The sequence below is a fragment of the Sorangium sp. So ce1153 genome (assembly GCF_051521595.1).
GTDB lineage: Bacteria > Myxococcota_A > Polyangia > Polyangiales > Polyangiaceae > Sorangium.
Genome location: NZ_CP150361.1, coordinates 912434 through 926592 on the forward strand (window position 1 = coordinate 912434; position 14159 = coordinate 926592).

Consider the following 14159-nt stretch of genomic DNA (forward strand, 5'->3'; position numbering starts at 1 on the left):
GGCAGCCGCGCGGAGAGGTGCGGCCCGAGAAGCGCCGCCCGAGAAGCGCGGGCTTTGGCCTCTCTGCGCGGCGCTGGCCTCAGCCGGCCTGGACCTCCGCCGGCGCCCGCCGCGCTCCGAGCGCGCGCAGCAGCAGCTCGGCGGCGAGCAGCAACAGCAGCGCCAGCGCCACGTACGGCGACGCGTCGATCGACGCGGACATGCCGCCCAGCTCCGCCGCGCGGGCGCTGTCGGCGACGCGCCGGGGGCGCAGGTCGATCTCGCGCTCCGGGACCGACACGACGCGCGTCGAGCGCTCGCCGTCGAGGGTGAGCTCATAGAGCCCGGCGAGCGGCGGCGAGACGCGCAGCCGCCGCTCCACCTCCGCGACGGGGAGCGCCTCGCGCCTCGCCGGGCCCTGGCCGGCGTCGACCCGCACGCGCTCGACCTTCACGTCGCGGTAGCCGTCGAACGTCCACGTCTCGCCCGCGGCGAGGCGCCGCGCCCCTCCCCGGGCGCGCGCGGCGCCGACGAAGCCGTCGAGCAGCGACAGGAACGCCGGCCGCAGCGCGACGTCGCTCTCCTCCGTGCTGAGCGGCAGCGTCATGAACAGCACGACGCCGCGCCCGAGCGGCCGGCGCACGAGGAACGGGGCGCCGTCCTTCCACCGGGCGAGCACCTCGGCGCCCTCGGAGGCCTCGGGGCCGAGCGTGGCCCGGCCGCGCGGCGCGACGTCCGCGAGGCCGGCCGAGGCCGGGCCGAGCCAGCCCGCCGTGGCGGGATCCACGCCGGGCGCCGGGGACGCCGACCAGCGGACGACGCCGGGCACCAGCGGCTCGAAGCCGGCGCCGAGCGGCGCCGCGGCCGCGCGCTGGCCGAGCGTCAGGAGCGCGACGCCGCCGCGCTCGACCCACGCGGCGAGCGAGCGGCGCACCTCCGGCGTGAACCCCGGCGCGTCGTCGACGATGAGCCCCGCGTGCGCGGCCAGCTCGTCGGCGTGCTCCGGGACCGAGGGCAGCGGCCGGATCTGGGCGTCGAGGTCGAGGGCCGAGAGGGCCTGCTCGAGCGGCGGCGGGCCGCCCGTCTCGACGTGCGTGGCCGCGGGGTCGACGACGACGGCGATCGAGAGCGGGCCGCCGGCCGAGATGATCGGCGCGCGGTCGTCCTCGGCGATCGCGTCGCTGCCCGTGAGCGCGGCGATCAGGATCTCGGGCGTGCCGGAGGGCAGGTCGACCGAGAGCTCCTCGGCGCGCTGCGCCGCATCGAGCGCGACCTTGCCGAGCACCGCGTCGCCGGCGCGCACCTCGAGCGAGCGCCCCGCCGCGGCGGAGGCGCGCGTGTCGGACGGCGCCGGCGCCGCGGCGCCGCCGTCGCGGGCCGCGGCGCCGTCCGGCCCGGGCGCGGGGGCCGGCGCGGCGGTGCAGACGACGCGCACGCGCGCCTTCTGGCCGGAGCGATCGGCGCGCACGATGCCGCAGTCCTGTCCCCCCGCCTCGAGCTCCTCGAGCGGCACCCACGTGGCGATGTCAGGGGTGCCCGAGATGGGCGGGGCGCCGGGCGCGCCGTCCGCGAGGTCGCTGAGGAGCACGATGCGCTTGTCGCCCTGGGGCAGCCCCCGGAGCAGATCGCGGGCGAGATCGAGGGCGCCGTCGAGGTCGGTGGCGCGGTCCGACGGCGCCACGGCGGCGAGCGCCTCGGTGACCGCGGCGAGGTTGGTCGTCGACGCGAGGGCGACGCGGGCCGGGGCCCCCGCGAGGACGATCGCCGCGGCGTCGCCGGGGGCGAGCCCGCCGGCGAGCTCGCGCGCCGCCGTGAGCGCGCGCTCGAACCGCGAGGGGGCGTCGCGCGCCGCGCTGTCCACGCCTTCCGCGCCGGCGCGCGCGCGCGCGCGCATGCTCAGCGAGTCGTCGACGACGATGGCGAGCGCGACGGAGGCGCCGGCCCTGCGGCTGAGCGACAGGTGCGAGCAGCGCAGGAGCGGCGTCGCGCCGAGCACCGCGAGCGCGAGCACCGAGAGGGCCCGGGTGGCGAAGAGGGCGCGGTCCTCGAGGAGGCTCCGGCGCCGCGCCGTCGGCGGCGTGGGCGGGACCAGGCGCGCCGGCGGGAACGGCCGCTCCTCGGCGCGGCGGCGGCGCAGGAGGTGCGCGGCGATCGGCGCGCCGACGAGCAGCGCGACGAGCAGCGCGCCCAGCGTGACGAAGCTCATCGCCGCACCTCGGCGATCGCCCGCACCAGGGCGCGGACGACGTCGGTCGGCGGCTCGGCGCTCGTCGCGCGGAGCAGGCGGCCGCCGCGCGACGCGAGCGCGCGCGACCAGACGTCGGTGAGGGCGGCGAGGCGCGCCTGGTACTGCGCGCGGACCGCGCCCGCGTCGGCCTCGACCACGGCGCCGCCCTCGAGGGCGCGCAGGCGCACGTTGCCCTCGAAGTCGAGCTCCGCCTCGCTCGGGTCGAGGACCTGGAGGGCGATCAGCGTGCGGCCGCCCGTGCTGAGCGGCGCGAACGCGGAGAGCGCGCTCTCCGCGTTCGCGCCGGATTCATGAGCGAGATCCAGGAGATCCGAGATCAAGAGGACCACGGCGCCGCGGCGCGCCTTCTTCGCGACGGGCGCGAGCGCGCGCTCGATGGCGCCCGCGTCGCCGCTCCAGTCCTGCGCGGCGGAGGTGGCCTCGAGGGCGCCGACGATCCGCTCGAACGCCTCTCGCCCTGCCATGGCCGGCAGGCCGTGGGTGCCGGCGCCGCCCAGCCAGGCGAGCCCCACGGGGTCGCCGGTGGCGAGCGCGACGCGGGCCATGGCCGCGGCGACGAGCGCCGCGTAGGCGAGCTTGGCGCCGGGCGCGCGCCGGCCGCGGTAGGACATCGAGGCGGTCGCGTCCACGCACAGCCAGAGCGCGCGATCGGTCTCGGTCTCGAACTCGCGCACCATGAGGCGGTCGTGGCGGAGCAGGGCGCGGCGATCGAAGAAGCGCAGATCGTCGCCGGGCACGTAGGGCCGCTGCCCGCCGAACTCGACGCCGGCGCCCTTGCGGATGCTCCGGTGCATCCCGGCGTAGACGCCCTCGGCGATGGCCCGCGACTTGAGGCGGAGCGGGGCGAGCCCGCCCCAGTCGATGGGAAATGCGGCGAGCGCGGCGCGGTCGGGAGAGATCGGCACAGGGGCGCTTCTTTAGCGTGGATCCCGGGGGCGATCACCTCGCCGTGCGGGCGCGGCCGGGCCGGGCTCGGCCGGGCCGGGGCGCCCTCCCTCGCGCGGCTTTACCGCTCGCTTTCCCTTTCTTCCGGGGCCGAGGGCTTGCCGCGGCGGCGCCCGCCACACATCAGCTCCAGGGAATGGCTGACGAGAAGAGACCGGCGTCGCGCGCGTGGCTCGGGTACCTCCTGATCGCCGCCGCGATCCTCGTCTTTTCCGGGGTCATCAGGCCGCCGGGTCGGCCGCTCGTCCCCTACGACGAGGCGGTCGCCGAGGTGCGGCGCGGCGAGGTCGCCGCGGCGGTCGTGAAGCCCGACGAGGTCGAGCTGATCCGCCGCGGCGGCCCGCAGCGGCCCGAGGAGCGCGTCCGCGTGACGCGGCTGCCCGGCGTCGAGGACGAGCCGCTCGTGAAGGCGCTGCTCGATCGGGAGGTCCGCATCGAGGCGAAGAGCGCCCAGCCCACGGCGTGGACGCAGGTGGCGGTCTGGCTCCTGCCGCTCGTGCTCATCAACGCGGCGTTCTTCATGATGCTGCGCCGGGCGGGGCAGGGGGGCGGCGGGCCGCTCGGGTTCCTGCGCAGCAAGGCGAAGATCTACGACAGGTCCAGGCAGGATCCGGTGCGCTTCTCCGACGTCGCGGGGGTGGACGAGGCGAAGGACGAGCTCGTCGAGGTCGTCGACTTCCTCAGGGAGCCGTCGCGGTACCGGTCGCTGGGCGGGCGGATCCCGCGCGGCCTCCTGCTCATCGGCCCGCCCGGCACCGGAAAGACGCTGCTCGCGCGCGCCGTCGCGGGCGAGGCGAACGTGCCGTTCTTCTCGCTGAACGCGAGCGAGTTCGTCGAGATGTTCGTCGGGCTCGGCGCCGCGCGGGTGCGCGAGCTCTTCGAGGAGGCGCGCAAGAGCGCGCCCAGCATCGTGTTCATCGACGAGATCGACGCCGTGGGCAGGACCCGGGGCGGCCTCGGCGCCCTCGCGACCCACGACGAGCGGGAGCAGACGCTCCACCAGCTCCTCGCCGAGCTCGACGGCTTCGACGCGCGCACCACCGTGATCCTGATGGCCGCCACCAACCGGCCCGAGGTGCTCGATCCAGCCCTCTTGCGGCCCGGGCGCTTCGATCGTCAGGTCATCGTGGATCGGCCCGACCTGCGGGGCCGCGAGGCGATCCTCGCGGTGCACGCGCGGCGGGTGCCGCTCGCGAAGGACGTCGACCTCGGGCTCGTGGCGCGCCGCACGCCGGGCATGGTCGGGGCCGACCTCGCCAAGATCGTCAACGAGGCGGCGCTCGCCGGGGCGCGGCGCGGCGCGAAGGAGATCGGGCAGGCCGACTTCGACGAGGCGCTCGACCGCTCGCAGCTCGGGCTCCGGCGCCGCGGGCAGATCATGACCGCGGAGGAGCGGCGGCGCGTGGCCTACCACGAGGCCGGGCACGCGCTCGTCGCGCTCGCGCTGCCGGCCGCCGACCCGGTGGAGCGGGTGTCCATCGTGGCGCGCACCATCGGCGCGCTCGGCGTCACGATCCAGGTGCCCCGCGACGAGCGCCAGCTCGTCACCGAGCAGGAGATCGAGTCGCGCGTCACGGTGATGCTCGGCGGCAGGGCGGCGGAGGAGATCGCGCTCGGCCAGGTGTCGAGCGGCGCGCACGACGATCTCGGGCGGGCCACGGCGCTCGTCCGCGAGATGGTGACCCGCCTCGGCATGAGCCGTCGCCTCGGGCTGCCCGCGCTCGCGCGCAGCGTCGGCGCGCCGATGCTCGGCGTGCTCCAGGAAGAGCGCACCTGCAGCGAGGAGACGGCGCGCGAGGTCGACGAGGAGGTGAGGGAGCGGCTCGGCGAGATGTACCTGAAGGCGAAGCAGCTGCTCGCCGACCGCCGCGAGGGCCTCGAGGCGGCGGCGGAGGCGCTCGTGCTCAAGGAGACCCTGCGCGGCGAGGAGCTGGAGCGGATCACGGCCGTGTCGACGCGGCGGAAGATCTCCGTCGGGTCGACGAGCGCGGCCTGAGGCTCAGGCCGCGCGGCGACGGCGCCCGAGGCAGCCCGCGAGCGCGGCGAGCGACAGCCCGGCGGCCGCCCACCCCCCGCCGCCCGCACCGCCGCGCGGCGCGCCCGCGGCCGCGCGGCAGGCGCAGCCGCCGTCCTGGTCCGCGGGCTCGACGTCGTCGGGCTGCTCCACCGGCCTGGCCACGCCGGTGCCCCTCACGGTGATCACCTGCTCCGGCTCGTCCGGATCGTTCGACGCGACGAGGAGCGTCGCCGTGAACTCGCCGGCGGCCTCCGGCGCGAAGCTGATCGCGAAGTCGACCGTCGTCTCGGGGTCGATCTCGAGCGCCGGGTCCGCGAGCTCGAAGCTCGAAGCGCCGTCGGTCGTCACGGCGACGTCGAGCAGCGCCTCCCCGGCGTTGGACAGCCTGACGAGCTCCACGTTGGCCTGCCCGACCTCGACCGCGCCGAAGTCGATCTCCTGCTTGTCGAGCGCGAGGTCCGGGAGGGGCACGTGGACGCGCTCGCTCTCGAAGGCCCAGGCCCGCTCGGTGAGCGGGAAGGCGAGCGGGATATCGGCGATCGGGATCGACCAATCCCGGCCCAGGAGGCTGACGCTGAACGCGGGGATGAGGTGGAGCGTGCCGTCGTACCGGACCGAGCCCTCCGGGCGGACATTGAGCTCGACCGACGGGCCGCCCAGGTACTCCATCGACGAGACGCCCTGCTCCGAGGTGATGTCGCCGCCGCTCACCGTCGCCTGATCGAGCGTCTCGATGGCCACGCGGTGCGTCACGTAGCGGGCGGTGACGTCCATGGCCACATCGAGCTCGAACCTGCCGTCGATGCCGGGAATCGAGCCGCCGATGATGTCGCCGAGGGAGACGGACGCGAGCCGCTGGAGATCGGTCGAGCTCGCCAGGGTGATGCCCGGGTCCCAGCCCCAGGCGTCGAACTCGTCGCGCGTGTGCACCTGGAAGTCGATCTGGGGCACGTACGGGATATCGCCTGTCCAGTCGAAGTCCTGGCCGAGGACGGAGATGCTGACGCGCCCCTGGGCGCTGACGTCGAGGCCGTAATCGCAGCTGAAATCGCCCCCGCCCTCGTCGCCGGGGGCCGTGAGCGAGAGCGCCTCTGGCCATGACGCCTCGAGCGCGCCGCTCAGGGATACCTGGGTGTTCGCGTAGACAGCGGCCCGGAGGTTCACTTGCAGCGGCGAGCTCGGCGGAACCCAGCCTGTCTCGAAGTCGAGCTCGAGCGGGATGGCCTCCCTGCGCTGGAAGGCGACCGCTCCCCGCTCGCACAGCAGCGGGGCGTCGGGGCACGGCGCGGCGAGCGAGTCGTAGGCCGAAGCGGCGGCGGGGACGAGGAGGGTGAGCGCGGCGGCGGTGCAGGCGGTGCAGAAAGGAGCGCGCGCTCTCCGGCGCCGGGCAGAGGAGAAGGCCCCGAGAACAGCGTCGCCAGACCGCAGAGAGCGCATGATCGCGATTACCACGATCCGGGCGCTCCACGCCATCACCGCATTCCAGGATGGCGGCGTGGCTGACGCCTAACGGGCCCCGAACAGCGTGCCGACCGCGATTCCAGCGGCCGCGCAGAGAATGGCCACCACGGTCCACAGGATACGCTCGCGCGAGGTGCCGCCCGCCGTCGCCCTGCCATCGCCGCGCGCCTCGCTGAACACCGCGGCTCTGCCCTCGGGCTGCACCCGGACCACCGCGCTCTCGCGGGGCGGGACCTGGTGAGCGACGTCCGAGGTGGAAACGTCGTTCTGGGCGGCCGCGGCGTGATCGAGGCCGGTCCGCTCGAGCTCCAGCTCGGTGATCGAGGTGGCGCCCTGGAGGCCCGCGGGGGTGTGGCCCACGACGCGCCGCTCGCGGCAGGCGCGCAGGGCGTCGGCGAAGGCCCGGGCGCTCGGGTACCGCTCGGCCCGATCCTTGGCGAGGGCCCTCAGGATGACGGCCTCCAGGCCGGCGGAGATGAGGCCGTCGCGCTTGCCGGAGCGCGGCGGCAGCGGCTGCTCCGTGATCTGCGCCGTCATCACGGCGATGGGCGTCCGCTTGCTGAAGGGCACGGCGCCCACGACCATCTCGTAGAGGATGCAGCCGAGCGCGTAGATGTCGCAGCGCGGGTCGACCTCCTCTCCGCGCACCTGCTCCGGGGCCATGTACTCGGGCGTGCCGAAGATCATGTCCTGCTCGGTGAGCCCGGTGGTCATCTGCTCGCCGTGCACCACCTTCGCGAGCCCGAAATCGACGACGCGGACGCGCCCCGCGAGCGGCGACGGCGCGGCGCCGGCGTGCCCGTCCGGCGACGCGACCGCGCGCTCGATGAGCACGTTGGCCGGCTTGAGATCGCGGTGGACCACGCCCGCCGCGTGCGCGGTCTCCAGCGCGGAGCAGATCTGCAGGGCGATCTCCGTCGCCCGGTCGATCTCGAGCGGCGCGTGCTCGCGCAGGAGCTCCTCCAGGGAGCTGCCGTCGATGTGCTCCAGCGCGATCACGAGGAGCCCGCCCTCCTCGACGAAATCGAGCATCCGGACGACGTGCGGGCCCTCGATGCGCTTCAGGATGGCGGCTTCCCGGTGGTAGCGCCTGAAGATCTGGGGCGTGCCGGAGAGGTGCTTGTGGATCACCTTGAGCGCGACGCGCTGGCCGTCCCCGTCGCGGGCGGCGCTGTACACGACGCCGGACGCGCCCTCCCCGATGACCGACTCCACGGTGTAGCGCGACGCGACGCGGTGCCCCGCGGGCAGGCGATCGGGCGTGGGCTCCGGCGAGATCACCGCGCGACCCCCGCGTCCGCGGGGAGCGGCGGCGCGGGGTCCGGCGGGGGGGCGATGAGGTGCAGATCGGTCGACGAGGTGCAGGCGCGCACGATCTTCGGGCTCAGCTCGATGGGGTCGAGCCGCGCGGTCGGATCCGACTCGCGCCACGCGGCGCAGGCGGTCTCGGCGAGGCCGGTCGCGTCGAGCGCGACGTAGGCCTCGAGCAGGTGCCGGTGCACCGTGGCGATCTGCATTCGGGCGAGGTCGCCGTAGCCGAGCAGGCGGTTCGCCCGGGCCACGGCGTCGATGTAGCGGCCGCTCCGCACGTCGCTGGCGAGCTGCGGCAGCTCGGCGTCGACGCGGCGCTGGGCCTCGCGCGCGCGGCCGGCGCCCTCGGAGCGCACGAGCGCGCCCGCGCTCGCGGCCTCGGCCTTGCCCTGCGTCGTGAGCGGCAGATCCGTGAGCGGCACGAGGATCACCATGCCGCGGCGCAGCGGGTCCTGCTTGAGGTGGTTGTACTTGTCGAGCATCCACGCCTTGTCCCGCTTGCCGAGGAAGCGATAGGCGATGGTGAGCAGGGTGTCGTTCTGGCCGACGACGTACCGCAGGTTGTACGGCACGATGATCTCCAGCCCGTCGGTCGGCTCGATCCAGGGATAGGTGTCGTTCGAGAGCGCGAGGACGTCGCTCCGGTCGGCGGCGCCGAGCAGCCGCTCCGCGAGGATCGCCCAGGTCTCGCCGGCGGTGACGCGGTGGTGGCCCAGCGCGGGCACCTCCAGCCGGAGGCCGGGCATGATCGGCACGCCGGCGCCGGCGTCGAGCGCGTTGGCGGCGACGAGCACCTGCTCCATCTGCACGCGCCCGTAGGTGCGCTCCGCGATCTGCGCGAGGGTCTCGCCCTCGCGGACGACGTGCGGGAACGCCGCCGCGGCGCTGCCTGCCAGCAACGTCGCGGCCAGGGCGCCCACGGAAGGCCAGGTTCGCCGAGAGCTCACGGGGCGGAGGGTACCAGGGGTTCGTGGGCTTGTGCGACGGGTCGCGCGGCGGAGCAAGAGCGGGGCGCGCGGCGGAGCAAGAGCGGGGTGCGCGGCGGAGCACGAGCGGGGTGCGCCCGCAATTTCGTCGTGCCGGCCGTTTCGTGCCAGAGTCGGCCGGTCCATGAGACACACGACAATGGCCGGCAGGGTCCCGGCGTGGTTCTCGCGGCGGTCGCCCGCCGCGGCGCGGCTGCTCGCGATCGGCGTGCTCGGGCTGGCGACGCCGGGCTGCCTCGTCCGGCAGGAGCTCTATGACGAGGCGCGCGCCGGGATCCAGAGAGAGCGCGAGGAGGGGAAGAAGGCCCGGGCCGAGGCCGAGAGCGCCCGCGCCGAGGCGGCGCAGCGGGCCGCGCAGGTCGCCGCGCTCGAGGCAGAGCTCGCGCGTATCGAGGAAGACCTCCGGGCGCGCGAGCTGAGGCTGTCCGAGGCGACGACGGCGGAGGCCGGGCTTGTGCGGCGGCTGGACGAGCTCGCCGCCATGAACGAGGAGCTGTCGGCGCGGCTCAGGAGCGCCGGGCAGAGCGTGGGCCAGCTCGCGAACGAGCGCGGCAGCCTGTCGGCCGAGCTCGCCGAGGCGCGGACCAGGCTCGACGAGCTACGCCGCCAGCAGGCGGCGGCCGAGGCGCGGGCGGCCGGGATCCGCGATGTCGTGGCCCGGCTCCAGGGCATGGTCCACGCGGGGAAGGTCCATGTCGGGCTCCGCGGGGGGCAGCTGCTGGTGGAGGTGCCGAGCGACGTGCTCTTCGACGCCGGGAAGGCCGACGTAAAACGGGAGGGCCGGGCGGTGCTGGTCGAGATCGCGAGGGTGCTCCGGACCATGCCGGACCGCAGGTTCCAGGTCGCCGGGTACACCGACGACGGCGCTGACGACGGGCGCACGAGGGGGAAGAGCGCGAGGTTCCCGTCGAGCTGGGAGCTCTCGGCGGCGCGCGCGGTGGCGGTCGTCAAGGCGCTGATCGAGGAGGGGATGGCGCCGCGGAGCCTGTCGGCTGCGGGATATGGGGAGTTCGCGCCGGCGGCGACGAACGCCACGAAGGCGGGGCGGGCGAAGAACCGGCGAATCGAGATCAGCCTGGTGGCGGAGCCGGAAGAGGTGCGGGAAACGGGGAAGGCAGCGGGCGAGGCGGGAGCGGTGAAGGCGCCCTGAAGGGCGTGAGTCGGGCAATCGATGCGCTGCCATGAACGGAATCACGCACCGGCCAGCGCGGCAATACAGCCGAAAGGCACCCTTCCTCGCCTGACACCCCGATCGGGCGCTCGCGGGGGCGCGCAGCGCCTTTCATGCAGAGGAGGCGCTGCGCGTGCACGGCGAGACACCTCGACGCCGGCAGCGCAGCGTGGTCCGGGAGCCGGCGGCGGCGGTGGGCCTGGACCGTGATATGCTCGGTGAATGTCCAGCGACGAGCTCCTCGCGCAGATCCTCCGGCTACCCCGCCACGAGCGAGCTCGGCTCGCGGAAGAGCTGCTTTCCAGCCTGGAGGAGCTGGACGAGGACGAAGCTGCGGCGGCGTGGGCGAGTGAGCTGGAGCGCCGATCGCGCGAGGTAGCGGAGGGAAACGTCCAGACAGTGGACTGGGACACCGCGCGAACGGATCTCTTGATGGAGCTCCAGGTGCGTCGTGCGCGTCGAGCTGCATCCTGAGGCGCACGGGGAGCTTCGTGCCGTGGCTGTCTGGTACGATGAGCGGCGCCCCGGCCTCGGCGACGAGTTCGTCGCCGAGGTGTCGTCGGCGCTCGCCAGGATCGGAGAGGTCCCCGGGGCTTTCCCGAGCTGGCCGGCGACGTCTGCCGCGTCGTTGCCCATCCGCAGAGCGGTCCTGGACCGCTTCCCCTATGTGATCGCGTTCGAGGTGCGCGCCGAGCACCTGCTCGTGCTGGCGATCGCGCACGCAAAGCGCCGCCCTCTCTACTGGCTCAGCCGCGCTCTCTGAACTGCCCCGTCGAGAGGCCGCTTCGGCGCCCCGCCGCCGGCGCCGTCTCCCCCCGCCGCAGCGCGCACGCCGCGAGGACGCACAGCGCCGGCGTGACGACCATGTGATAGCGGTCCTCGCCGAAGAACACCGCGTGCGTCAGCGCCACCGAGGCCACCGCGAACGCGAGATAGCCGACGACTCCCCCGTTCGCAGGCCGGCCCGGCAGCGGCAGCGCCGCGATGACCGGGATCGCCACCGCGAGCGGCCAGAAGGCGTGCTCGTCGCCGACCACCCCCCACGCGACGAGCACGAGCACCGCCGCGAGCGCAAGGAGCTGCGCGGCGAGCGCCCGCCACGGGCGCAGCCGCGGCAGCGCCACGACCCCGAGCGCCGCGACCGAGAGCAGGCCGAGGTGCGACGTCGTGAGCACGCGCCGCCCCGCCGCGCGCCGCTCCTCGGGCCACGCCGCGGGGTTCGCCTCGCCGAGATAGCCGATCGGGAACGACTCGTGATCGAAGGTGAAGCTCAGCTTCCTCGGGATCAGCGCCAGCCAGCGGGCTGGATCATTCTTGATCCACCTGAGCCCCTCGGCCATCCAGCAGCGGTCCTGCGCCACCTGCCCGCGCGCGATCGGGCAGCCGTCGCCCGCGCGCAGCGTCTCGAAGCGGCCCGTCGCGCGCGGGAAAGCGCCGATGGCGAGGTTCCAGCCGCCGTTCGTCGAGACGAGCGCGCAGCCGTCCATCACCCGGCAGTTCCGGATCGTCCACGGCGCCACCACGGCGAGGGCGGTCGCGGTCGAGAGCGCCGCCGCGAGCGCGCCGCGCCGCCACGCCGCGCTCGCCCCGCCGGCCACCCCGCCCGGGCCGCGCCACGTCAGCAGCGCGAGCGCCGGCGCGCAGAGCAGGCTCTGCGGCCGCACCAGCGCCGTCAGCCCGAGCGCCACGCCCGCGAGGACCGCCCCGCGGATCACGCGCCCGCGCGCGGCGTCGCGCGCGAGCAGCCACGGCGCCGTCACCAGGCCGAGCGCCGCGAGCGGCTCCGTCATGAGGAGCGCCGCGTACACGATGAGCCCCGGCGAGAGCGCCGCGAGGAGCGCCGCGACGCGGGCGCGCCCCGGCGTGGTCGCGTACCGGGCCAGGCGGTGGACCACGACCACGAGCAGCGCGCCGGTCACCGCGTTCGCGACCGTCGCCACGTGCGGTCCGGCGCCGAACACCCTGTAAACAAGGCCGAGGAAGCCGCTGTAGCCGACCGGATAGTGGCACCACGGGTGCCACACCGGCTGGCCCCCGACGATGAGATCGTCCGAGTAGCCGAGGCCAGCGGCGATCCGGCGCGCGCCGAAGTCGTAGTAATGGCCGTCCCACACCGGCTCGCGCGCCCACGCGATCGCCACGTAGAGCCGCGGCAGCAGCGCGAGCACGAACGCGATGGCCGAGAACACGAGATCTCCGCCGGCGCGCGCGCTCGCCGGGCCCAGGCCGTCTCGCGCCGCCTCGGCGCGGGCGCGCGCCGCCTCAGCCATGCGGCTTCGCGCGCGTGCCGGCGGAGATCTCGCGCAGGCGGCGCATGTAGGTCTTCGCTACCTGGGCCGGATCGAGCCGCAGGTATTTCGCGATTTCCTGAATAAATCCCTGTACATAGACGGACGCTGGCAGGTCGCCCATCGACTCGTTCTCGATCGCCTGGAGGTGCGCCAGCGAGATCTTCGTCCGCTGCGAGATGTCGGTGAGCTCGACGCCCTGCGACTCGCGCACCTTGCGGAGCAGCGCGCCGCTGAACTGCGTCTCGGCGTTGATCTCGCGCGCGAGCTCGGCCTGGAGCATGGCGAGCTCGGCCGCGGCGGCGGCGTTCTCGGCGCGCGCCGGGCCGAGCGGCATGCGCGGATCGTCGGGGTAGGTCGAGAGGTCGTAGGCGCGGCGGCGCACCGGATCGAGGAGCGTGTCGTGCGCCTCCTCGATGCGCGCCTGCTCCTTCTGGAGCACCGCGGGGCTGAGCACGCTGACCACCGGCAGGCTCCCCTCGCGGTAGGTGTCGCGCTGCCGCTTGTAGGCGCGCCGGATCTCGTCGTCGGCGGCCGTCCGCGCCAGGCCGAGCGCCTCGTAGAGGGTGGCCGGCGCGGCCCCCTTCGCGGCCGCGGCGAGCGCGCGCGCGTGCGCCTCGGCCGGCCGCGAGTCGCGCGCGGCGAGCAGCGCGAGGATGCGCCGGGCCACGCGCTCCAGGTTGCGCGCGCTCTTCGACGTCGGGCTGTCGATGAGCAGCGGCTGGCGCCGCCGCGCCGTCAGCCACACCGCGTCGTCGTGCTCGATGTGCCCGAGGTAGTCGAGCGAGATGCCGAGGAAGCGCTGCGACACGGCGCTCATCGCCGGGCCGAGCTCCAGGTCCGACCGGTGCCGCGTCTGGCTGACCACGAGGTGCGGCGTCACCCGCGGGAGCTGCGCGGCGGCGAGCGACGCGACCCCTTCGTCGAACCGCTTCACCTCCATGATGAAGTCGCGCGGGGTCGCGAGGGCCGGGAGCGAGGCGGCCACCTTCTCCACGAGGCGGACCTTGAAGCGCTCCTTCATGAGCGCCCGGCGCAAGGTGCGCTGGTAGAGCGCGCGGCAGAAGCGGTAGGCGTGCTCGACCGCGAGCGGCTCGGGCGTGGTCACGCAGATGCCGACGTCGGCGTGCAGGAAGAGATCGAGCGTCGAGGAGCCGGTCGCCGCGCCGAGGCTGACGATCACGTAGTCGACGTCGAGCTCCTGGATCATCTTCATCCAGTAGGCGGCGCGGCTCGGCCGGAGCGGCGTGGCCGTCATCGGGTCGTACGCGGTCGGGACGAGCCGGAGCCCGGGCACCGTGGTCGCGATCGGCTCGGCCTTGCCCTCCTCGATGTCCTCGCGCGTGACGAGCGGCGGCGCCTCGATCCCGAGCGCCGCGTGCAGCCCCGGGCTGTAGGCGTCGGTGTCGATGATGATCACGTCGCGCCCGAGCTGCGCGAAGTACACCCCCAGGTTGACCGCGAGCGTCGCCTTGCCGACGCCCCCGCGGCCGCCGCCCACGGCGATCACGCGGCGGGAGCGCGACGTGGAGAACGAATGGGCCTCTCCGGGCAGGGCGAGATCGTCGTCCGCCGAGCCGGGCGGGAGGGTCGAGAAGCGGGACGGGGGGTAGGACTCACCGGAGCTGGACAAGGTTCCTCGTGACGCGGTGTGCGGTGTGCGGTGTTCGATGTTCGATGTCGAAGCGCGGCGCGGCGAGCTGCCCGGGAGCGGGCGTGTCCCTCCTAGCACGCGCCGCGCGCCGCCATCAGC

11 protein-coding genes are annotated in these 14159 nt (G+C 74.8%); 4 read left to right on the plus strand and 7 right to left on the minus strand.

Features of this window, described 5'->3' with window-relative positions; all coding sequences use genetic code 11:
- Positions 1 to 79 precede the first annotated feature (79 nt).
- Together WME85_RS03265 and WME85_RS03270 are read right to left on the minus strand one after the other, a co-directional pair.
- Positions 80 to 2185: a VWA domain-containing protein gene (locus WME85_RS03265; RefSeq protein WP_437835223.1), complete on the minus strand. Its 2106-nt coding sequence runs from the start codon at positions 2183 to 2185 to the stop codon at positions 80 to 82.
- A complete protein-coding gene (locus WME85_RS03270; protein WP_437835224.1) occupies positions 2182 to 3132 on the minus strand; it encodes a DUF58 domain-containing protein in 951 nt (316 codons plus the stop codon). The genes WME85_RS03265 and WME85_RS03270 overlap by 4 nt, the downstream gene beginning before the upstream one ends.
- A gap of 176 nt (positions 3133 to 3308) precedes the next feature.
- On the opposite strand from WME85_RS03270, the gene ftsH reads away from it, so the two are divergent.
- Positions 3309 to 5168 carry an ATP-dependent zinc metalloprotease FtsH gene (gene ftsH / locus WME85_RS03275; protein ID WP_437835225.1) on the plus strand — a complete coding sequence of 620 codons (1860 nt, stop codon included), beginning with the start codon at positions 3309 to 3311 and terminating at the stop codon, positions 5166 to 5168.
- A 3-nt stretch (positions 5169 to 5171) separates the two neighbouring features.
- On the opposite strand, the gene WME85_RS03280 is transcribed toward ftsH, so the two are convergent.
- From WME85_RS03280 to WME85_RS03290, 3 genes are all read right to left on the minus strand, one after another.
- Positions 5172 to 6626 carry a choice-of-anchor D domain-containing protein gene (locus WME85_RS03280; RefSeq protein ID WP_437835226.1) on the minus strand — a complete coding sequence of 485 codons (1455 nt, stop codon included), beginning with the start codon at positions 6624 to 6626 and terminating at the stop codon, positions 5172 to 5174.
- Positions 6627 to 6695: 69 nt separating this feature from the next.
- Positions 6696 to 7931, minus strand: a complete 1236-nt coding sequence (locus tag WME85_RS03285; RefSeq protein ID WP_437835227.1) for a serine/threonine-protein kinase — start codon at positions 7929 to 7931, stop codon at positions 6696 to 6698.
- Complete coding sequence (locus tag WME85_RS03290; RefSeq protein ID WP_437307576.1) at positions 7928 to 8908, minus strand: LysM peptidoglycan-binding domain-containing protein; 981 nt, start codon at positions 8906 to 8908, stop codon at positions 7928 to 7930. The genes WME85_RS03285 and WME85_RS03290 overlap by 4 nt, the downstream gene beginning before the upstream one ends.
- Positions 8909 to 9071: 163 nt before the next feature.
- On the opposite strand from WME85_RS03290, the gene WME85_RS03295 reads away from it, so the two are divergent.
- From WME85_RS03295 to WME85_RS03305, 3 genes are all read left to right on the plus strand, one after another.
- Positions 9072 to 10097, plus strand: a complete 1026-nt coding sequence (locus tag WME85_RS03295; protein ID WP_437835228.1) for an OmpA family protein — start codon at positions 9072 to 9074, stop codon at positions 10095 to 10097.
- Positions 10098 to 10340: 243 nt separating this feature from the next.
- The gene (locus WME85_RS03300; protein WP_437835229.1) at positions 10341 to 10592 is read left to right on the plus strand and encodes an addiction module protein; all 252 of its coding nucleotides are present in this window, start codon (positions 10341 to 10343) and stop codon (positions 10590 to 10592) included.
- Between the two features lie 22 nt (positions 10593 to 10614).
- A complete protein-coding gene (locus WME85_RS03305) occupies positions 10615 to 10881 on the plus strand; it encodes a hypothetical protein (protein ID WP_437835230.1) in 267 nt (88 codons plus the stop codon).
- Here the strand turns inward: WME85_RS03305 and WME85_RS03310 are convergent.
- Positions 10865 to 12388, minus strand: a complete 1524-nt coding sequence (locus tag WME85_RS03310) for a glycosyltransferase family 39 protein (protein WP_437835231.1) — start codon at positions 12386 to 12388, stop codon at positions 10865 to 10867. The genes WME85_RS03305 and WME85_RS03310 overlap by 17 nt on opposite strands.
- Complete coding sequence (locus WME85_RS03315) at positions 12381 to 14039, minus strand: helix-turn-helix domain-containing protein (protein WP_437307579.1); 1659 nt, start codon at positions 14037 to 14039, stop codon at positions 12381 to 12383. The genes WME85_RS03310 and WME85_RS03315 overlap by 8 nt, the downstream gene beginning before the upstream one ends.
- Between the last annotated feature and the right edge of the window lie 120 nt (positions 14040 to 14159).

Bases quoted from the DNA above. Each gene is read 5' to 3' on its own strand.
- WME85_RS03265 (WP_437835223.1), bottom strand. From the start codon at position 2,185: ATGAGCTTCGTCACGCTGGGCGCGCTGCTCGTCGCGCTGCTCGTCGGC.
- ftsH (WP_437835225.1), top strand. From the start codon at position 3,309: ATGGCTGACGAGAAGAGACCGGCGTCGCGCGCGTGGCTCGGGTACCTC.
- WME85_RS03280 (WP_437835226.1), bottom strand. From the start codon at position 6,626: ATGCGCTCTCTGCGGTCTGGCGACGCTGTTCTCGGGGCCTTCTCCTCT.
- WME85_RS03295 (WP_437835228.1), top strand. From the start codon at position 9,072: ATGAGACACACGACAATGGCCGGCAGGGTCCCGGCGTGGTTCTCGCGG.
- WME85_RS03300 (WP_437835229.1), top strand. From the start codon at position 10,341: ATGTCCAGCGACGAGCTCCTCGCGCAGATCCTCCGGCTACCCCGCCAC.
- WME85_RS03310 (WP_437835231.1), bottom strand. From the start codon at position 12,388: ATGGCTGAGGCGGCGCGCGCCCGCGCCGAGGCGGCGCGAGACGGCCTG.